This window comes from Candidatus Glassbacteria bacterium (assembly GCA_019456185.1).
GTDB lineage: Bacteria > Gemmatimonadota > Glassbacteria > GWA2-58-10 > GWA2-58-10 > JAJRTS01.
The window spans coordinates 23,654-41,936 of the sequence record VRUH01000002.1 but is presented as its reverse complement, the minus strand read 5'-3'; the positions used below and the strand labels follow the sequence as shown (position 1 = coordinate 41,936).

Genomic DNA, 18,283 nt, shown 5'->3' with positions numbered 1-18,283 from the left:
TAAGCAATAGACAACCCCCGCCTGCCTGCGGCAGGCACCCCCCTTTGCTAAGGGGGAATAAAGGGGGGTTGTAAGCTGTACGGCAAGACAACTGAACCTATTACCCTACAATTTTCACGCCTGCATCGTCGATCTTTTCGTAACTGAGACCTGCGAATTTATCCTCGTTGGCGGCCAGCTCGTCGAAAACCTCTTCGGCCGAACCGTAGTTGTATTCGCCGCCCAGCGCATTGCCAAGTTTGAATATCGCCTGCCAGTCGGGAAGCGACTCGGCGAGCGGCTCGAATGCGCGGTGCTGAAGCTGGACGCGCCCGGCGAAATTGGTAACCGTGGCCTCGCGCTCGGCGAATACCGCCAGGGGCAGGACCACGTCGGCTTGATCGCTGGTCGCGCAGGAATTGGTCCCCAGGTAAACCTTGAACGGCACCTTGTCCAGCGCCGCGCCCCATCCCCGGCCGTAGACCGGCTGGAGCCCGGCCGGGTCGTGGGATACGACGACCAGGGCGGTGAGGTTGCCGCCGGCTGCCGTTTCCAGCAAAGCTCCGATATCTTTCACCTCCGGATTAGCGCTGGTCAGGCCCAAAAACTCCGCGCCGGTTGTATTCGGGTTTTTATCCGCCTTGCGCAGGATATCGTCTTCGGTGGATTCGTGCTCGTTGAGATTGCTGAACGAGATCATCGTGCCTGGCAGCTGCTCGGCCAGGACCTTTTTCAGGAGGTAGAGCGCTTCGTTGGACAGCCCGGGACTGACCAGCACGGCGACCTCGCCCGGCTCGCTGGCGGCCTGTCTGAGCCTGAGAGCGGCGGTTTCCAGCGCCGTATCCCAGTCGGATTCCGTCCTGGCGCCGTCTTTGACCACCACCGGCAGGTCGATCCTGTTTTCCGCATCGACAAAATCGGACCCGAACCGTCCTTCGTCGCACATCCACCAGTCGTTGACATCGCAGTTGTAGCGGGGGCGTAGACGGCTCAGGCGGCGGCCCTCGTTCTTCCAGGGCAGCTTGAGGTTGTAGTCGATAAAAATGTTGCAGCCCCGCGAGCAGCGCGTGCAGACCGAATTGACTGTTTCCAGGTACCAGACCCGGGTCTTGAAGAGAAAATCCTTGCTCAACAGCGCGCCAACCGGGCAGATGTCGATTACGTTGGCCGAGTAGGGGTTATTGAGCTCACGGTCCGGGAAAATATCGATGATCTCGCGGTCTCCGCGGTTGAACATGCCGAGTTCGCTGGTCTTGGGGATTTCGTTGCAGAAGCGGACACAGCGGCTGCACAGGATACAGCGCTCCTGGTCCAGCATTACGTGCGGGCCGATCTGCACGGCCTTTTTGCTTTTCTTGACCTTGTTCTCGCGTACGCGGGAGATATACAGCCCGTGCTGCATGTAATAGATCTGCAGTCCGCACTCTCCGGCCTGGTCGCAGACCGGGCAGTCGAGCGGGTGGTTGACCAGGTGGAATTCGAGCATGGCCTTGCGCGCCCGCTTGACCCGCTCGTTGTCCGTGAAGACGACCATGTCCTCACCGACAGTCATGTAGCAGGCGATCTGCAGCTTGGGCATTTTTTCTATTTCCACCAGGCACATCCGGCACGCTCCGGCGAGCGACAGGCCGGGGTGGTAGCAGTAGTGGGGGATCTCGATCCCGACACCCCCGGCCGCTTCCAGGATAGTCGTTCCGGCGGCGAACTCGTACCGGTTCCCGTCGATAGTGGCCTTCACCATGTTCGTCCCGTCGCTCAACTATCCTCCGCTTCGGCTTCTGTAACCACGGCTCCGGCATGGACCCTGCGCGGTTTCACCTGCGCCTCGAAATCAGCGCGGAACTTGGTCAGGAAACTTACCACCGGCAGAGCCGCGGCATCGCCCAGCGGGCAGATCGTATGGCCCATGATCATGTTCGCCACGTCCAGCAGGTCGTCGATATCCTGGCTCGTGCCCTCGCCGCCGGCTATCCGCTCCATGATCCGGGTCATCCAGCCGGTACCCTCGCGGCAGGGCGTGCACTGGCCGCAGGATTCGAACGAGTAGAAGCGGCAGATACGCCACAGGATCTGCACCAGGTCGGTGGTCTCGTCCATCACGATCAGCCCGCCGCTGCCGAGCATGCTGCCGATCCCGGCCAGGCTGTCGAAATCGAGGTTGACACTCCCGGCTTCCTCGGGCGTGAGCACCGGGCAACTGCTGCCTCCGGGGATCACGGCCTTGAGCTTGCGGTCCTTGCGGATACCGCCGCAGTGCTCGTAGATCAACTCTTTCATCGGGGTACCCAGCGGGAGCTCGTAGATACCGGTCCGTTTGACATGGCCGCTGACACCGAAGAGACGCGTGCCGCCGTTGCGCTCGATACCGAGTCCGGCGAAATACTCCGCGCCCCTGTCGAGAATAATCGGGACATAGGACAGGGTTTCCACGTTGTTGACGATGGTGGGTTTGCCGAACAGGCCCTTGAGTGCGGGGAACGGCGGTTTGAGCTTGGGCCAGCCCTTGTCGCCCTCGAGGCTGGAGAGCAGGGCGGTTTCCTCGCCGCAGATATAGGCGCCGGCTCCGCGGTGAAGGTGGACGTGGATATCCCGTCCCGAACCTAAAATATTCTCGCCGATATAGCCCGCCTCGGCCGCTTCCTCGATCGCCTCTTCCATGATCCGCGCCTGCTCGAAATATTCGCCGCGGATATAGATATAGATGTCCCTGGCCTCGATACTGAGCGCGGCGATCAGGGCTCCCTCGATCAGCAGGTGGGGTGCGCCGGTCATGATATGACGGTCCTTGAACGTGCCCGGCTCACTCTCGTCGGCGTTGACCACCAGGTACTTGGGCCCCTCGTAGTCCTTGGGCACGAATCCCCATTTCATGCCGGTGGGGAACCCGGCGCCGCCGAGGCCGCGAAGGTTGCTGGCCTTGAGAACGCCCATCACCTTCTCGGCGTCCCAGCTCCCGTCCAGCACTTTCTTCAGCGAGACATAACCGCCGTTGGCCTCGTAAACCTCGCGCCTGTGGCAGTTCTCGATATCGATAAAGCTTTTTATCAGCTTGACTTCCGGCATCAGCTGGTCACTCCACCGCGTCGATTGCTTCGTCAAGTTTCTCAGGGGTCATCCGGCCGAACAGTTTCTCGCCGATCAGCAAGCAGGGGGCAAGTTCACAGGCGCCGAGGCATTCGACAGTCCAGAAGGTGAACTTGTTGTCTTCGGTTGTCTCGCCGGGAGCGATCCCCAGTTTGTTCCGGACATGCTCCACCAGTCCGGCGGCTCCGCAGAGCGTGCAGCTCACGTTGTCGCAGAGCATGATCAGGTTTTCGCCGACCGGCTGCTGGAGATACATGTTGTAGAAGGTGACGACCTGATGGACATAAGTCACCGGCAGGTCGAGCATGCCGGCCACATAGAATTCCACCTCGGGTCCCAGGTGACCGAAATGCTGCTGGGCGATATAGAGGACATCGCCGATCGCGGCTCGCTTCTCGGGATAATGGCCGATTAGCTCGGCGACTCTCTTTTCTTCTTTCTCCGGAAGGGAGACAGACATGGTTATTCTCTCGGATTAACGGTCCAGCTCGCCGGCGATCATATTGATCGAACCGAAAGAGGGGACGATATCGGCGATCATGTCCCCGATCAGCATCTCGTGAAGCGCGGCCATCGGGAAGAAACACGCGCCGCGGCAGCGGGCCCGCATCGGACGGCCCTCGCCGTTGGACACCAGGTAGAATCCCAGCTCGCCGTTGGCGCCCTCGACCGCCTGGTAGGCCTCGCCCACCGGCGGTTTGACACCCCAGTTATCCATAATTTGCATGAAATGAGCCATCAGGCCCTCGATATTGCCGTAGGTCTCTTCCTTGGAGGGCAGCCGCAGCGTGCGGTTGTCGGCAAGGTTGACATTGCCGGCCGTGGCCGCGTCGGTGCCGTCCAGGGTCAGGTCCACCCCGGCCTTGGCGTTGATATAATCCTTGACCTTGCCGCGTTTGGCCAGCTCCACCATCTCCGCGCCGCTGAGCTCGTTGCCGTAGCGGTCGACAGCGATTGCGCCGGGCGGGATCTGGTCGAGGGCCTGCTCGATAATCCGCACGCTCTGGCGCATTTCCTCCATGCGCACCAGGTAGCGGGCGTAGGCGTCGCAGGTATCGGCGATGGGGACCTCGAAATCGAACCGGTCGTAGACCAGGTAGGGCATGTCCTTGCGCACGTCGTAAGGCTCGCCGGCGGCCCGCAGCAGTGGGCCGGTGATCCCGTAGGAGATCGAACGCTCGCGGCTCAGGGTGCCGATACCGCTGGTCCGGTCGATAAAGATCCGGTTACGGGTCAGCAGCTTGTCGACCTCGGCGATAATCTTGTTGATTTCCTTGAGCGTCCCGCGCAGTTTCCTGTCGAAGCCTTTCGGCAGGTCGGCTTTCACTCCGCCGACACGCACGTAGCTGATCGTGATCCTGCTGCCGGTGAGATACTCGATAATATCGTAGAGGTACTCGCGGCCTTTCATGAAGTAGAGGAACACGGTCAACGCGCCGATTTCCATCGCCGCCGCGCCGATAGAGGTCAGGTGATCCACAATCCTGCTCATCTCCGAGACAATCACCCGGATATACTGGCAGCGCTCCGGCACCTCGGCCCCGAACAGTTTCTCGACAGCCATCGCCCAGCCGACATTGTTGAGCAGCGGGCTGACGTAGTTCAGGCGGTCGGTGTAGGGGAACGCCTGGTTGTAGCCGAGCTGCTCGCAGTCCTTCTCGAAACAGCGGTGCAGGTAGCCGATCTCGATTTCGGCCCCGAGCACTTTTTCGCCTTCGAGTTCGGTGATTATCCGGACGACGCCGTGCATGGCCGGATGCGACGGGCCTATGTTGAGGAAGGAGCCCTCGGTGCGGCTGCTGCTCTGCTGTCTGGTTGTCTGGCTCATCTGGCTTTACCGTTTTCCCCTTCGTAGCTAAGCTGGTCAGTTCCGGGGCCCTATCAGCGGCTGGCGCTTGTTGATCGGATAGTCGCGCCGCAGGGGATGGCCCTCGAACGGCTCGTACATCAGCAGCCGCTTGAGATCGGGATGGCCGCTGAAGACGATCCCGAACATGTCCCACGTCTCCCGTTCCAGCCAGTCGGCCACGGGGTAAAGGTCGGTGATCGTGGCCACTTCCGGGCTTTTCCCCTCGAGCTGCACTCGCAGCCTGATCCGCTCGTTACGGGTCATGGCGTGAAGCTGGTAGACCACCTCGAACCGCGGACGGCGCGGGAGGTAATCAACGCCGCACAGATCAACCAGCATGGCGAACGAGTGCTCCTCGCGCAGCCAGGCGATAACATCGTGGATCGCCCCGGGGTCGATAACCGCGACGGCGTCGCCCCGGTCCACTCCGTGCTCGATAACCGAATCGCCGAACTTGGCGGCCAGGGCCTGAAGAGTCTTGTGGTCGTTTGCGGGTTCCATTCTCACAACATCCAAACAAAGGGATTCATCGAATTCAACAGCTAAGCTTGCCGAAGAGGATCACCATTCCTGCTTGCCGTTGGCAATTTTATCCTGGAGCATCATTACGCCCTGGATCACTGTTTCCGGCCGCGGAGGGCAGCCGGGGATATAAACGTCCACGGGAATGATCGTGTCGATACCCTGGACCGTGGCGTAGTTGTCGTAGAACCCGCCTGTGCAGGTGCAGACTCCGAAAGCGATCACCCATTTCGGCTCGGTCATCTGGTCGTAGACCCGCTTGAGCAGAGGAGCGATCTTGTGGCTGATCGTGCCGACCACGAACAGCATGTCCGCCTGACGGGGAGTGAAGCGGGGGAACGCGGCGCCGAAACGGTCGAGGTCGTAATGGCTGCTGGCCAGCGACATGTACTCCATGCCGCAGCAGGCGGTGACAAACGGGTAGGGGAAGATCGAGAACTTGCGCGCCCAGCCGATTACCTTGTCCAGGCGGGTGGTGACGAAATTATCTCCGCCGAGAACGGGCCTCAATGCCATTCCAGACCTCCCCGCAGCCACTCGTAAACCAGGCCGAACGAGAGCACCAGCACGAAAGTCATCGCACCGATAAAGCCGTAGAGCCCGACCTCATCGAACGAGGCGATCCAGGGGTAGAGGAAGATCACCTCGATATCGAACACGATAAACAGAATCGCCACCACGTAGTAATGGACCGGAAACCGCCGGCCCGGCTCCTCGAACGGCACCAGGCCGCACTCGAACGGGCGTTCTTTTTCCTTGGTCATCTTGGGATTGGGACCGACCAGGGCGCTGATCAGCAAGGCTCCGCCGGCCAGCAGGGCGGCCACAACGAAAGTCAGGAATATCGCAACATAATCAAGCATGGGGAATGTGATTATCCTTATGGCGAAGGGTGTTTCGGGCGAGAATTAGCACAAATATTACAAGCACTCCGCTGCTTTGTCCAGAAAAAATTCAGTTTGCGAATATTTTATCGCTGCAATCACTGGTATATCAAATTAGCTATGCAGCTCAGATATGCAGGGCGCGTCCCAGCGAATCCAGCGCCGCCTCGGCCAGGGCCTCGCTCATCGTGGGGTGCGGATGGACCGCTCCGGCCAGCTCGGCGGTATCCAGCTTCAGCCAGGCCGCCAGCGAAGCCTCGGGGATCATCTCCGTGGCCTCATCACCCAGAATATGCACCCCCAAGACCTTGCCGCTGCCGCTGTCGGTCAGCACCTTGACGAACCCGTCCTGCGCTCCGCTGGACACCGCCTTGCCCAGGGGGCGGAACGGGAAGCGGCCGACCGAATAGTTAAGTCCGCGTTTCTCGGCTTCCTGCTCGGTAATCCCCACGCTTGCGACCTGGGGGCGGCAGTACACGCAACTTGGTATCTGCTCGGGCGCCGTATGCGGCGGCTCGTTGCCGGCGATCAGCTCGACAGCGGCCAGTCCCTCGCGGCTGGCCGCGTGGGCCAGCAGGACTCCGCCCGTGCAGTCGCCGATCGCCCGGACCCGTTCGGCGGAGGTGCGGAACGAGCTGTCGGTCGTGATAAATCCCCGCTCGCACTCGACTCCGGCCTCGTCCAGTCCGGCGCCCTCGAGATTGCCGGTCACGCCCACCGAGAGCAGCACTTTGTCCGCGGCGAAAGTTTCAAGCTCGACGGAACCGTCCCGGCCGACAGTCACCCGGACGCCCTCCCCTCCGGTCTCCACCGCTTCGACCCTGGCGCCGGTGATGATCCGGATGCCGCGTTTTTTGTACAGTTTTTCAAGTTCTTCGGCTAGCTCGCGGTCCTCGTGGGGCAGGATCTGATCCAGCAGTTCCACCACGGTGACCACGGTGCCGAACACGGAGAGCAGATAGGCGAATTCTATCCCTATCGCACCGCCTCCAACTATAACGATAGAGTCCGGTCTTTGTTGCAGGACCAGCGCCTCGCGGCTGGTTATAATTTTATCGCCGTCGGGCTGTACGCCGGGTATCTGCCGGGCACGGGCGCCCAGGGCCAGCAGGATGTTTTCCGCCTCCAGCAGACTCCGGTCCTCTCCCTCCACCAGGACCAATCCCCCGCCCCTCAGGACGCCGTTGCCCTCGAACACCTCGATCCCGTTTTTTTTCATCAGGAATTTGACCCCGCGCATGGTGCGGTCCGAGGACTGCCGGCTGTGCCTGACCACTTTCTCCCAGTCGAACCCAGCCTCGGCCACGGTGATTCCGTAGCGCTGTGCAGTGGAGATCTGCTCGTAGAGACTTGCGCTGTGCAGCAACGCCTTGCTGGGGATACAGCCCCAGTTGAGGCAGACCCCGCCCAGCCGCTCCTTTTCCACGATCGCGGTTTTCATTCCCAACTGGCTGGCGCGGATCGCGGCCACATAACCTCCGGGTCCGCTGCCGACAACTATCAGGTCGAATTTGCTGACGTCACTCATTGCATTCTCCGACTCAAACGTTGGCAATCTCTATTTACGCTCCACTGTCATCTCCGCCGCAGTCTGTTACCCGGAAGTATAGTTTGGCAAGGCGGCGAAAGAAGTCAATAGGTTTAGATGGCCTTAAGCCGTTTATGGGGCGTGAAACAGCCTAATGACTTGTATCAGACCGGCAAAAAAACTATCTTCTCCCACACGTCCCGGCAACTGCGTTGTTCAGTTAAAACGACGGGATCACAGCGTATCGATTTGTAATATCTGGAGCAGGAGAAAGAAGTTGTATTCACTGTTGGCCGGATCGTTTCTGGCGTCGCTGGCCGCGTTGAGCAAGATCGCAATCGTCATTGTCGTCAGCGCGCTGCTCGTGCGACGGGGCGTATTCACGGACAGCCATATCCGGGCGCTGACCGCCGTGGTGGTCAACCTGGCGCTGCCCTGCCTGATATTCGGCAGCATCATCCAGGATTTCGATGTCGCCACTTATCCGGACTGGTGGAAATATCCGCTGGTGGGCGCGGCGTTGACTTTCGGGGGACTGGGCCTGGCCCGGCTGGTGTTCTGGCGGGATACGGAGCATGGGATGACACTCAGCGCGCTGGCCAGTTTCCAGAACGCCGGCTACCTGATCCTGCCGATCGGCGAGGCGCTGTTTCCCGAGCAGTTCACCCAGTTCAGCGTCATTCTGTTCCTGATGCTCTTGAGCTACATGCCGCTGCTGTGGAGCGTGGCCAAACTGATGATCTCCCATACCAGGGGCAGCAGGCTCAGCCCGGGTCAGATGTTTACCACACCGTTCTACTCAGCGGCGCTGGCGCTGGCGCTGGTGTTCACCGGACTCGACAGGTATTTGCCCGGGATTGCGCTGGGTTCGGTGCAACTGGTTGGCGAAAGCTGTGTCCCGCTGGCAACAGTGGTGCTGGGGATGACCATGGGGGCGCTGAAAGTCAGCCGCCTGCCCGCCGCCTGGGACACGATCAGGGTGATCGCGCTGAAGCTGGTGCTGATTCCGGCTCTGATGTTTCTGGCGCTCAAGTATACCGGCTTCAGCACCAGCCCGCTGGAGAGCGCGTTCTGGATCCTCGAGGCCTCCTCGCCTCCAGCTACGGCGCTGGCGCTCCAGGCAATCCACTACGGGGGCGATGAGCAGCTCGTGTGCGGCGTGCTGCTGATCACCTACCTGGCCGCGCTGGTGGCGATACCGGTTTTTTTCAGTTTGGTGGAGGTGCTGCTCTGAGGAGCGAGATGATGGGCGCGAGGACTTACAACAGGAGGGAATTCCTGCTTGCCCTGGGAGGGGCGGGAGCGGCAATCGGGCTGAGCGTGAGTGGCGGGTGCGGCGGCAGGGACGCGCCGCGGATATCGCTGGGACCCGGCGGGCTGGAGATTGCCGGCAAAACCGTTCCCCTTTACAGCGGCGGCCTGGATTACTGGAGTTACGACCGGGAAAACTGGGAGCCGCTGCTCGACCGCCTCTCGAGGCTGGGAATCAACACGGTCGGAGTATCGGTGCCGTGGTCCGAGCACGAGCTTGCGTCCGGCGAGCTTGAGTTCGGCCGGAGAGACCCCCGCAGGGACGTGGCCGGCTTTATCGAACTGGCCGGCCGCAAGCAGTTCAACGTCATTCTGCGGCTGGGACCTTTTCACCGGCTGGCTTCGGGGCGCGGTATTCCGGACCGCATCCTCTACGACCAGCGGGTGGCCGCCAGAACCGGACGGGATACTTGCGAACTCTGCCGCACACCCACGAGCCAGTTCCCGGTTCCCAGTATTTTCAGCCGCACATTCCAGCACGAACTCGGCTTGTGGTTCGACGAGCTCGCCCTCCGGATTTCTCCTGCGCTTAATCGCTCCGGCGGTCCGGTAGTGGCCCTGATGCTGGAGAGCGCGCTAAGCTTTTTCGGAACGATCGAGCGCCCGTATTCTGTCGATTACCACCCCGACCTGATCGGGATGTACAGATCCGCACTGACGGCTAACTATGTAACGATCGACCAGCTTAACCGGGTCTACGGCACAGCCTACCTGGGCTTCGAAATGGTGGAGCCGCCGCGCGAGTTCCTTGCCCAGAGGCTGGACAACCTGCCCGCTTATCTCGAGTGGGTCGAATTCAGGCGCACCGCGGATATCATGGCCCTGGACACGCTGGAGCGGATGCTGGCGGCCAGGGGGATCGACGGAGTTCCTGTTATCCGCAAAGCGCCGGTCCAGCCTGTGGAGATTACAGGGCAGGCGAAACCTGAGGAAGCGGAGGCAGTGGAAGCCCCGCCGACACCGGTTGTAATTCCCGGCGAAACCCGCCAGGTGAGAAGCATGTCGAGAATGAGCGCCGGCAGCAGCACATACCCGTTCAGCGACAGCCTGGCCGGCGGAGTGCAATTCCCGGCAATGGGTGGAATACCATCCGCCGCGGAATGCGAGTTTAACCTGATGGTATCGCTGATGTACGGGATCAAAGGCTGGGACAGCCGGAGCCTGGTGGATAAAAACGCATGGCTGGCCTCGCCGGTCAGCGGCGACGGCCGGATGAGAGGGGAGTATTTCAATTCCTGGCGCAGGGTTTGCCGGGTGCTGCGCGAGTCGCATTTCCATCAATACAGGCGCCTGGCCGGGGTCGTGCTGCTCAAGAGCAGGTCGCTCGACACGCTGCTGACTGCCGCCAACGAGGCCCGGTTGGATGACGACCTGCTGGAACTCGACGCTCCGTTCGGCAGGCTGGCCGACATGGGTTTCGAGACACCGGTGCAGGCGTGCCGGTTGTGGGCCGGGCAGGTGGAAAGCCTGATGGGCGATGTGGGCTTCGACTGGGATTACGCCACGGCCGGTTTCGCCGGCGGGAAATTGAGCGAATACAGGGTAGCGATTCTCCCGGCGACGGATTTTATCCATCGGGAGGAGGCGCTGGCGCTCGAGGAGTATGTCCACTCGGGGGGTACTCTGATTTACGGCCCCGGCAAACCGTTTCTGGATGAGCGCATGCGGCCTAATTCCCGGGCTGACAGGCTGTTCGGCGGCTTGTCCCCGGCAGGTGGAGAAAGCCGTGACTCTGTCCCGTCCGAAGATGCCGCCCCTGCCCGCGCGATCCGTCTCGAATCCCCGCTGGAGATCGGCGACCTGCTGAAGGGCCTTGACGTCCCGCTGCCGTTTACGCGCACCAATCCGCGGGTGGAATTGAGCGTGCACACACATCCGGCCGGCCGGATGATCCTGTTCGCCGCCAACGGCACGGACCGTCCTCAGCGCACGGACATCTTTTTCCAGGGACGGTACGGTTTCAGGGACCTGCAGGAACACTCCACTTTCAGTGGTGAAGGCAAGATCAGGGTTGAACTTCAGCCCCGGCGGGTCCAGGCCTGGGAGGTGAGCGCATGATCGCACCCTCAATGGACATAATCGATCTGGAGCCGGCTGGCCACAATAATTTCGTCCACCTGCTCTCCGGGATTGACCGGTCGAGGCCCCGTGCGGTGCTGTGGCACGATCAGGGGATCGCCGAGCGGCTGGTTGTGGACGGTGAACGCACGGAAGCTGGTGCGGGTGTCGTGCGCGACGCCCGCGACAGCGCCCGTCAACTGCACGCCAGGCTGGCCGGCAGAGCCAGACAGGTAGTGGTGACCGACCGGGACGGGTACCTGCGGATGTACGAAACGATGAACCTTACACCCAGGGACGGTGAGTTGAAGTACGAGTTCCAGATCCGGCTCAACCGGGCGATACTTGATCAGCAGGATCGATCGTTCGCTGTCTATCCGGAACCGTCGGTTGACCGCGGACCGTTGTCCTACCGGCAGGTAAGCTCGTTTTTCACGGCCAACACGCCCGAGCCGGCCAACGTGGTGCTGGGGGTGTTCGACCGCGAAAGCCTGTATTTCAGCTTCGTGGTCAGGCTCAGGCAGGGTCTCGCCGAACAGGTGACAAGTTTCTACCACTGGCCCGGGATGATTCAGACTGTTCAATTCAGCGGTGAGAGTCTGGATGCGGTTATACAGCAGGTGGAGCAGAGCGCCGGCCGGGTGGCCTGCGCTCTGTACATCGCGCGCGGTGATCTGGAGCGGCTGTTCGACGGCCGCCGTCACGATTCGCTGCCCGGCTCACTGATTGTCAGCGCGCGAGCTTTCGGTATCTCCAATCTGCCGGGAGTGGCGGAAAACGCGTTTCTGAATACTGCCGCGCTGTTCGCCTACGTTCCCGTGCTCGTACCCTGACGTACCCTGGCAACTTGCGTCCGACCCCGCTCCGCTGAGCACTGACTCCCGTTACTGCCGAAAAAATTACTCTTCCAGCAGCAGATCTTTCATCCTGGCCTCGTAGGGCTGGATCGGACCCCAGTCCGGCGAGGGCAGGGTCTGATACCAGTAAGCTGTCGCGCAGACGTCCTGGGGCGCCTCGAAATTCTGCCAGCCGGTATGGGTCTGCGGGTCGAACCGCTGGTGGTCCGTTACCAGCTCCGGGTAGTTCCCGGGCTTGATTTTTTTCTTGATCTCCTCGGCGCCCGCCCCGGACATCTGCTGCAGGCTCACCCGGATATCGCTGTGGAAATAGACCGGGTCAGGGATGTGATAGCGGTAGAATCCCCAGACGCCGTGCCTGTTCTGATCGAGAAGGCAGCCCTGGTAGAGATGGTCGAACCGCCCCAGGCCCCAGGCGCTGCCCACCAGGTCCTCGGTGCCGGTGCCCACCAGGGTGGGCAGTTCACGGTCACCGTCCACGAAAATCTTCATCTCTCCCTCGCCGAACCAGGCCATCCGGTAGTCGCCAAGGGCGCGCAGGCCCACATTGCAGCCCAGGAAACGCCCCCGCCCGGTTACCCGCGGCAGGATTTCGAAGTCCTGTTTCGGGGTGGTCGGGTTGTCGCGGTGCCAGTATGCGTGGAAATAGCTGAGGTCGTCGGGCAGCCTGTCGCCGATCGTGTAGTTGATATCGAAGAACAGGTTGCCGCAATCTTTGGGCGACTGGTTTTCGACCTCGACAACAGCCTTGCCGCGAAACGGCATGGGGATGAAACAGTTGAACGAGCGTCCCTCGGGGTTTGAGAACAGCGCCGACTCGAACGGGACCTGGCGGGCGAACGGGATGCCGAAGAAGTCCTGCAGGGGCACCTCGACAGATGGGTAGTCCTGGCCGTCCCAGTAAAACCTGATCACCATCCCGCGCAGGAATTCCGGTTCGCCGCGGACAGTCAGCCAGATGCGCCGGATCACGCCCGGGCCCTCGATCCGGGCCAGCCTTACCCGCTCGCCGGCCTTGATCGGGCGGGCGGGCGCTCCCTTGCGGCCCTCGTTGGCGCGGCCGCCCTGGCCCTTGGCCCCGTCGGGATTCTCGAACGAGATCCAGCGGCTGTGGACCCCGGCGGGCAGGTCGAACAGCTCTCCGGCGCTCAGCCCGGACAGGAGAGGGCAAATCAGCAGGGCTGCGAGAATGGTGAAAATACCGGTTAACTTTTTCATCTTCAACTCCCGCTGATAAATGCAAAGTTCGGTAAAATTCACTCCTGATCGTATCCTTCGCGGCTAATAATAATCATCCGCACAACCCGGGGCAATCAAATCCGGGATTCTTGTGCGGCCTCAATCTGTTTGATATACTGATCGCATGCTGATTTGATTTATAGAAAAAATGAACCGCAGACCCGGCTCCGCTGTCCTACAGGGCGAGAACCGAAACGGTGGAGGAGACGGCCTGCCCGCGATGATTTACTGGACCAAAATGGACAACCTTGCAGACAGTCAGGCGGATATTGACGAAAGCGAGTTGATCGAAGGGCTGAAGCGGGGTGATTCGTCGTCCGCCGAAGTGCTGTTCGAGCGCTACAACAGGCCGCTGCATGCATTTATCATGAGGATGGTGGGGGAGAGGGCAACGGCGGAGGATGTGTTCCAGGACACCTGGATCAGGGTGGTGCGCAATATCGAGAGCTTTCGCGGAGACTGCAAATTTTCGAGCTGGATGTTTCAGATCGCGCTGAACCTCTGCCGCAACCTGGCAAGGGCAAGCTCGCGAAGGGAATTCGTCGAACTCGACAAGGTCGGCGGGCTGGCCCAGGACCCTGAGGTGGACGCTGACCGGATCCTGAGGGCCCAACGGGTAAAAAAGATGGTGGACACTCTGCCGGTTAAAATGCGCGAGTTGATCGTACTGAGGTTCTATCACCGGAAGACGGACTTTGAAATCGCCGAGATTACCGGCTTGCCTGCCGGAACAGTCAAAAGCAGGATTTTCCGCGGAATGAAATTACTGAAAGAAAAGATAGAGTCTACCGGCATGGTCGGTATGTCAGAGGAGGTGGGATAATGGACAGAATAAGCGACGATCGGCTCAGGAGGTTGCTCGAGGGATACGATGTGGCTCCTCCGGGCAAGGATTTGCTGGAACGCACGCGCATGATGATGCACCGGCATCTGGCCGCGCGCCGCGAGGAACTGTCGATCGTACTGCCCGCGGCCCGGAGGCCAGAGCACTCGATGGGACTGGTGGCCAGCGTGCTGGTGCTGGGCCTGCTGGTCTGCTGCAGCCTGTTTTACGCTGCTACGGTCGGTACCGTGCTCAAAATAGTGCTGCCCAGCTCGGCCGACATCTACCTTGCCCACAGCTTGATCGGGATATCGGCGGCCGGGGCGGCGATGGTGATCGGGATGGCGCTGACCACGTTTTTCAAGGTCTACGTACCTCAGCGGAGAAATGTGACGGTGCCCGCGGTTAATTGATTCCCGCGGGATTGGCGATACCGGTAATTCTGGATAGTTCAACCATAGATGATAAGGAGTGAGTTCCGATGAGTACCGATGAGATGAAAAAATGTCCGTACTGCGCCGAGACAATCAGGGCGGAGGCGGTCAAATGCCGTTATTGCGGCAGCATGCTGACCACAAGCGGCGGCGGCAGCCTGGGTACGCCGCACGGTTACTGGAACCGGGTCAGCGAGGGCAAGAAAATCGCCGGTGTCTGCACGGGCATAGCCCAACAGCTGGATTCGCCCGTACTGATCATGCCCCTGCGGGTGTTTTTCGTGATCAGCACCATCTTCTACTTTTTCGGACCGATTGTTTACGTGCTGCTGTGGCTGCTGATGCCTGCTCCAACCGACGACCGGGCGGCTTACGCTCCGGGGGCGGCTTCATCCCCGCAGCCGGACTCCCGGCACTCGCCGGATATCGCGCCGCCGGTAGTGAACCATTATCCCGGGAAAGTGTCTGCGCCGCCCCCGCCGCCCGCGGCTGAGCGGCAGGATGCGGGCCAGGAAGTTGTCGGGGACGAGGTGGGCAGTGAGGCCAACTCGGCGGACGGGACTATCGGGCTGGACGGTGAAAGCGACGGGAAGTAGATATCCGCAATCAGTTCCCGCCGTTTTCACCGCTCCACAATCCGGAATTGAGCGGCCGCTTCAGGATTGCAAGCGCACCACCGTATTTTTCTCGGCCGACTCGAGAATCGCCAGGATCACCTCGACGTCATGGGCCGCGGATTCGGTGGATATCGACGGCGGGCTGTTTTCGCTTACTGCCCGGTGGAATTCCATGAGTTGCAGATAGTAGCCATCCTCCTGCTGGAACGGCATTTTCTCGACCTCTCCGCTTTCGTTTGCGGTCAACAGGATTTCCTTCTCACTGACAGTCAGGCTGGCTTCCTTGCCGAAAACCTGGAGCGGCATCGGCTGTGGCACTCGCGTGCGCCAGCCCATATTCAGGCTGCTCAGCACGCCGCTTTCATGGCTCAGCAGCGAGAATGCGGTGTCCACCCTGCCCAGCCGGGGATCGATATCCCGGCTTTCGGCCCTGACGGATGCTATCGGCCCGGCGATCATCTGCAGCACGTGCACGAAATGCACGCCCCCGTCGAGGACGTAACCGCCCGGATAGACATGCTCTGTGCGCCACTTCGTTTTGGCGTACTTGTTGCTCAGGGACATGTAATTGAAAACATTCCAGCTGATCAGGGTCGGCTTGCCCACGGCGCCCTGGCGCACGAGCTCCGCGGCGCGGGAAAACTGGGGGACGAAGTGACAGTCCTCGGCGACCATGAAAGTTATTCCGTGATCAGCCGCGAGAGTTACCGCCTGGCGGGCCTCCTCCACGCTCTGGCCGACCGGTTTTTCACAGAGAACGTGCTTGCCCGCCCTGGCCGCGGCCAGGCTGACCGGGTAGTTCATCTCGATCGGCAGGGCCAGCAGGAGCGCATCCACCGGCGCCTCGGCCAGGAATTTCTCCCAGTCCTGCCAGATCCCGCCATCAGCGACTCCGAGCTTCCCGGCCAGCTCCTCGGCCTTGGGGCGTGTCCGGTTGCAGAGCGCGGTTACCTCGAAACGATCGGTCAGACGCAGGAGTGCGGGAAGGTGGGCTTCGTTGACAATGATCCCGGTGCCGATAATGCCAAGTCTCAGTTTGTTCATTTCATCCTCGGTGGGGCGAAGTGCAATCGTTCGATTGAAGTGCTGTCCTGCCGGCGGATAGTAATATGGGGTTGGAGCCGAATGATTTCAAGCCACTAGTGTGGTATCCCGGAAGTATCTGTAATAATTCGACGGGCTGGTAATGGTTCGATCAACTCAAGCTGAAATCCCCCCTGGCCCCCCTTTGGCAAAGGGGGGAAGCGGCCTCCCCCTTTCGTAAAGGGGGATCGAGGGGGATTTATAATTCACTTTTTTTGTACATTATTTGCAGAACACAACACTTAGGTCATTTTTCACGGCCGGGATTCAATCTTGACTGGCTGCGGGCGTTGTAATATTTTAGGCCTTCAAAACAGGTAAAAAAATTACGCCACCATAGCTCAGCTGGTAGAGCAGCTCATTCGTAATGAGCAGGTCCGCGGTTCGAGTCCGCGTGGTGGCTCCAGCTCAAGCGCCGTGTTTCCTTGATTTGACAAGGATGTGCGGCGTTTTCTATTTTAGGGCAAGTTGCCGGAAATTGCCACAAATATACCGGAAATTGCCACAACAATAGGGATATAGTAGGGATGAGAAACCGAAAGGGTGCCGCCGTTTTTCCACGATATGGCACCCTAATGGTACCTTGGGGTATAACACTAATATTCCATAACTAAGGATTTCTAAAGTTGAGCCGCCAAACGGCGATAATGATGGCATAAGTATTGCGTTTTATTTCACAAGTGATTAGAGTTAAATAAAGTTAAGGGTTGGGCTTATCTTTTTGCTGGCTCAACTCAGGAGATTAAGATGATAGATACAAGATTTGAACCGCAGAAAGCCACTCAGGTAGCACATAGATTCCTGGCTTTGAGCGGGGGAGAAATGAGCTACATGAGGCTGATAAAGCTGATGTATATGGCGGATAGAAAAGCCTATGCCGAATTAGAACGCCCAATAACTGGCGACAAATATTTTTCAATGGATAATGGCCCTGTTTTAAGTACGGTGTTAAACATAATCAAAGATGATTCTTACATTCCACCAAGTGAGAAATCTTACTGGAATAAACACATTTATAAGAATGCTCAATATAGTGTAAAAATAAAGAGCGAATGCGATTACGATGAACTAAGTGATAGCGAAATCGCAATAATAGATTCGATACATGAAGAGTTTAAGGGTAAGGATAGATGGGAAGTAAGAAATTACTGTCACGAAAAGCTCCCTGAGTGGAAAGGCCCGAAGGGTACGAGTATAAGGATATCTCCCGAAGAGATATTATCTAATGTGGGCAAATCAAGCGAAGAAATAGAGGAAATTAGAGAAGAGTTAGAGTCTGTAAACTACCTGAAAGAAATTCTGGGCGCATAGAAATGATATCTGTCAAAGATACCTTTCTAAGCCGCCGCCCGCCCAATACTACCAAACACCTATATATTGTCATCTCAGAAATAGACGACAAGGTTCTTATAGTGGGGGTTACATCCCATAAGCCAGGCAAAGATGGTTCGTGTGTGTTAGTTTCTGGGGACCACCCGTTTATTAAGCATGATTCAGTTATAAGTTATAAGGATGCATTCGAGACGGAAAAGAATCATCTTGCCACTGCATTAAGCAGTGGTGCAATAAATCAACGAGCCGCAATAGCGGATGAAGTATTGGAAAAAATTCTTGCTGGGGCGAAAATCTCACCGCGTCTTGGTAGGAGCCTGAGGGCTAAGTATATCTCTGAGGAATGAAGTCTTAATCGAAAAGAATTCCTCGCGGTTTGCCGCGGGGATAGTCAATTTCCAGGGATTTCTTTATTGAAGAAAAACAGTAAAAGAAGAGAGCCGGGGCCACTATCCCCGGCTTTTTGTTTTCCGCCAACCATATTATTCTCGCCACACTTAGCCGCCTCCGGGCGGCTTTTTTGTTCCCAACCGCAATCCGCAACCAGCGTGACCTGCGTTGATTATCAAGCGCTCCAGGGTTGAACCGAAATACAGGCTTGTTGCACTGGCCGCACAAAACGGATAAGATTGCTAGCGGCTGGAACTGATTTGAATCCTGATCACACAAATGGAAATCGTAAA

At 59.1% G+C, this 18,283-nt stretch carries 18 protein-coding genes and 1 tRNA gene; 9 read left to right on the top strand and 10 right to left on the bottom strand.

Annotation, left to right across the window (positions count from 1 at the left end; all coding sequences use genetic code 11):
• Positions 1–100 precede the first annotated feature (100 nt).
• From FVQ81_01200 to lpdA, 8 genes are all read right to left on the bottom strand, one after another.
• A complete protein-coding gene (locus FVQ81_01200; protein MBW7995189.1) occupies positions 101–1,738 on the bottom strand; it encodes a molybdopterin-dependent oxidoreductase in 1,638 nt (545 codons plus the stop codon).
• Positions 1,735–3,042 carry an NADH-quinone oxidoreductase subunit NuoF gene (nuoF, locus tag FVQ81_01195; protein MBW7995188.1) on the bottom strand — a complete coding sequence of 436 codons (1,308 nt, stop codon included), beginning with the start codon at positions 3,040–3,042 and terminating at the stop codon, positions 1,735–1,737. Before nuoF ends, FVQ81_01200 begins: the two co-directional genes overlap by 4 nt.
• A 7-nt stretch (positions 3,043–3,049) precedes the next feature.
• Complete coding sequence (locus tag FVQ81_01190; GenBank protein MBW7995187.1) at positions 3,050–3,523, bottom strand: NAD(P)H-dependent oxidoreductase subunit E; 474 nt, start codon at positions 3,521–3,523, stop codon at positions 3,050–3,052.
• Positions 3,524–3,538: 15 nt separating this feature from the next.
• Positions 3,539–4,891, bottom strand: coding sequence for an NADH-quinone oxidoreductase subunit D (locus FVQ81_01185; GenBank protein MBW7995186.1), 1,353 nt, complete (start codon positions 4,889–4,891; stop codon positions 3,539–3,541).
• A 36-nt stretch (positions 4,892–4,927) separates the two neighbouring features.
• Complete coding sequence (locus tag FVQ81_01180) at positions 4,928–5,413, bottom strand: NADH-quinone oxidoreductase subunit C (protein MBW7995185.1); 486 nt, start codon at positions 5,411–5,413, stop codon at positions 4,928–4,930.
• Between the two features lie 60 nt (positions 5,414–5,473).
• Entirely contained in the window at positions 5,474–5,950 is a 477-nt protein-coding gene (locus FVQ81_01175; protein MBW7995184.1) for an NADH-quinone oxidoreductase subunit B, read from the bottom strand.
• On the bottom strand, positions 5,941–6,297 hold the full coding sequence (locus tag FVQ81_01170; protein MBW7995183.1) for an NADH-quinone oxidoreductase subunit A: 357 nt from the start codon (positions 6,295–6,297) through the stop codon (positions 5,941–5,943). The genes FVQ81_01175 and FVQ81_01170 overlap by 10 nt, the downstream gene beginning before the upstream one ends.
• A gap of 148 nt (positions 6,298–6,445) precedes the next feature.
• Entirely contained in the window at positions 6,446–7,846 is a 1,401-nt protein-coding gene (lpdA, locus tag FVQ81_01165) for a dihydrolipoyl dehydrogenase (GenBank protein MBW7995182.1), read from the bottom strand.
• A gap of 154 nt (positions 7,847–8,000) precedes the next feature.
• Here lpdA and FVQ81_01160 point away from each other — a divergent pair, with 154 nt between their 5' ends.
• Genes FVQ81_01160 through FVQ81_01150 form a run of 3 tightly spaced genes read left to right on the top strand, consistent with a single transcriptional unit; the run spans position 8,001 to position 12,048 of the window.
• Positions 8,001–9,080, top strand: coding sequence for a hypothetical protein (locus tag FVQ81_01160; protein ID MBW7995181.1), 1,080 nt, complete (start codon positions 8,001–8,003; stop codon positions 9,078–9,080).
• A gap of 8 nt (positions 9,081–9,088) precedes the next feature.
• Positions 9,089–11,215 carry a hypothetical protein gene (locus FVQ81_01155; protein MBW7995180.1) on the top strand — a complete coding sequence of 709 codons (2,127 nt, stop codon included), beginning with the start codon at positions 9,089–9,091 and terminating at the stop codon, positions 11,213–11,215.
• A complete protein-coding gene (locus FVQ81_01150) occupies positions 11,212–12,048 on the top strand; it encodes a hypothetical protein (protein ID MBW7995179.1) in 837 nt (278 codons plus the stop codon). The genes FVQ81_01155 and FVQ81_01150 overlap by 4 nt, the downstream gene beginning before the upstream one ends.
• Before the next feature lie 66 nt (positions 12,049–12,114).
• Here FVQ81_01150 and FVQ81_01145 read toward each other — a convergent pair whose 3' ends face one another.
• The gene (locus FVQ81_01145) at positions 12,115–13,290 is read right to left on the bottom strand and encodes a DUF2961 domain-containing protein (GenBank protein ID MBW7995178.1); all 1,176 of its coding nucleotides are present in this window, start codon (positions 13,288–13,290) and stop codon (positions 12,115–12,117) included.
• A gap of 169 nt (positions 13,291–13,459) precedes the next feature.
• On the opposite strand from FVQ81_01145, the gene FVQ81_01140 reads away from it, so the two are divergent.
• The 3 genes from FVQ81_01140 to FVQ81_01130 all read left to right on the top strand — a co-directional run bounded on the left by FVQ81_01140 (position 13,460) and on the right by FVQ81_01130 (position 15,164).
• Positions 13,460–14,134 carry a sigma-70 family RNA polymerase sigma factor gene (locus FVQ81_01140; GenBank protein ID MBW7995177.1) on the top strand — a complete coding sequence of 225 codons (675 nt, stop codon included), beginning with the start codon at positions 13,460–13,462 and terminating at the stop codon, positions 14,132–14,134.
• Positions 14,134–14,547: a hypothetical protein gene (locus FVQ81_01135; GenBank protein ID MBW7995176.1), complete on the top strand. Its 414-nt coding sequence runs from the start codon at positions 14,134–14,136 to the stop codon at positions 14,545–14,547. Before FVQ81_01140 ends, FVQ81_01135 begins: the two co-directional genes overlap by 1 nt.
• 68 nt (positions 14,548–14,615) lie before the next feature.
• The gene (locus FVQ81_01130; protein ID MBW7995175.1) at positions 14,616–15,164 is read left to right on the top strand and encodes a PspC domain-containing protein; all 549 of its coding nucleotides are present in this window, start codon (positions 14,616–14,618) and stop codon (positions 15,162–15,164) included.
• Between the two features lie 60 nt (positions 15,165–15,224).
• Here FVQ81_01130 and FVQ81_01125 read toward each other — a convergent pair whose 3' ends face one another.
• Positions 15,225–16,229 (bottom strand): Gfo/Idh/MocA family oxidoreductase, encoded by a 1,005-nt coding sequence (locus tag FVQ81_01125; GenBank protein ID MBW7995174.1) that lies wholly within the window; start codon positions 16,227–16,229, stop codon positions 15,225–15,227.
• A gap of 369 nt (positions 16,230–16,598) precedes the next feature.
• Between FVQ81_01125 and FVQ81_01120 the strand changes: the two genes are divergently transcribed.
• The 3 genes from FVQ81_01120 (at position 16,599) to FVQ81_01110 (ending at position 17,947) form a co-directional block, all read left to right on the top strand.
• Positions 16,599–16,674 (top strand) — tRNA-Thr (locus FVQ81_01120).
• A 341-nt stretch (positions 16,675–17,015) separates the two neighbouring features.
• On the top strand, positions 17,016–17,579 hold the full coding sequence (locus tag FVQ81_01115; protein ID MBW7995173.1) for a DUF4065 domain-containing protein: 564 nt from the start codon (positions 17,016–17,018) through the stop codon (positions 17,577–17,579).
• Positions 17,580–17,581: 2 nt separating this feature from the next.
• Positions 17,582–17,947 carry a hypothetical protein gene (locus tag FVQ81_01110; protein ID MBW7995172.1) on the top strand — a complete coding sequence of 122 codons (366 nt, stop codon included), beginning with the start codon at positions 17,582–17,584 and terminating at the stop codon, positions 17,945–17,947.
• Positions 17,948–18,283 lie beyond the last annotated feature (336 nt).

Coding starts and splice junctions, on each gene's coding strand:
- nuoF (MBW7995188.1), bottom strand. CDS start 3,042: ATGCCGGAAGTCAAGCTGATAAAAAGCTTTATCGATATCGAGAACTGC.
- FVQ81_01190 (MBW7995187.1), bottom strand. CDS start 3,523: ATGTCTGTCTCCCTTCCGGAGAAAGAAGAAAAGAGAGTCGCCGAGCTA.
- FVQ81_01185 (MBW7995186.1), bottom strand. CDS start 4,891: ATGAGCCAGACAACCAGACAGCAGAGCAGCAGCCGCACCGAGGGCTCC.
- FVQ81_01180 (MBW7995185.1), bottom strand. CDS start 5,413: ATGGAACCCGCAAACGACCACAAGACTCTTCAGGCCCTGGCCGCCAAG.
- FVQ81_01175 (MBW7995184.1), bottom strand. CDS start 5,950: ATGGCATTGAGGCCCGTTCTCGGCGGAGATAATTTCGTCACCACCCGC.
- FVQ81_01170 (MBW7995183.1), bottom strand. CDS start 6,297: ATGCTTGATTATGTTGCGATATTCCTGACTTTCGTTGTGGCCGCCCTG.
- lpdA (MBW7995182.1), bottom strand. CDS start 7,846: ATGAGTGACGTCAGCAAATTCGACCTGATAGTTGTCGGCAGCGGACCC.
- FVQ81_01160 (MBW7995181.1), top strand. CDS start 8,001: ATGACTTGTATCAGACCGGCAAAAAAACTATCTTCTCCCACACGTCCC.
- FVQ81_01155 (MBW7995180.1), top strand. CDS start 9,089: ATGATGGGCGCGAGGACTTACAACAGGAGGGAATTCCTGCTTGCCCTG.
- FVQ81_01150 (MBW7995179.1), top strand. CDS start 11,212: ATGATCGCACCCTCAATGGACATAATCGATCTGGAGCCGGCTGGCCAC.
- FVQ81_01145 (MBW7995178.1), bottom strand. CDS start 13,290: ATGAAAAAGTTAACCGGTATTTTCACCATTCTCGCAGCCCTGCTGATT.
- FVQ81_01140 (MBW7995177.1), top strand. CDS start 13,460: ATGAACCGCAGACCCGGCTCCGCTGTCCTACAGGGCGAGAACCGAAAC.
- FVQ81_01135 (MBW7995176.1), top strand. CDS start 14,134: ATGGACAGAATAAGCGACGATCGGCTCAGGAGGTTGCTCGAGGGATAC.
- FVQ81_01130 (MBW7995175.1), top strand. CDS start 14,616: ATGAGTACCGATGAGATGAAAAAATGTCCGTACTGCGCCGAGACAATC.
- FVQ81_01125 (MBW7995174.1), bottom strand. CDS start 16,229: ATGAACAAACTGAGACTTGGCATTATCGGCACCGGGATCATTGTCAAC.
- FVQ81_01115 (MBW7995173.1), top strand. CDS start 17,016: ATGATAGATACAAGATTTGAACCGCAGAAAGCCACTCAGGTAGCACAT.
- FVQ81_01110 (MBW7995172.1), top strand. CDS start 17,582: ATGATATCTGTCAAAGATACCTTTCTAAGCCGCCGCCCGCCCAATACT.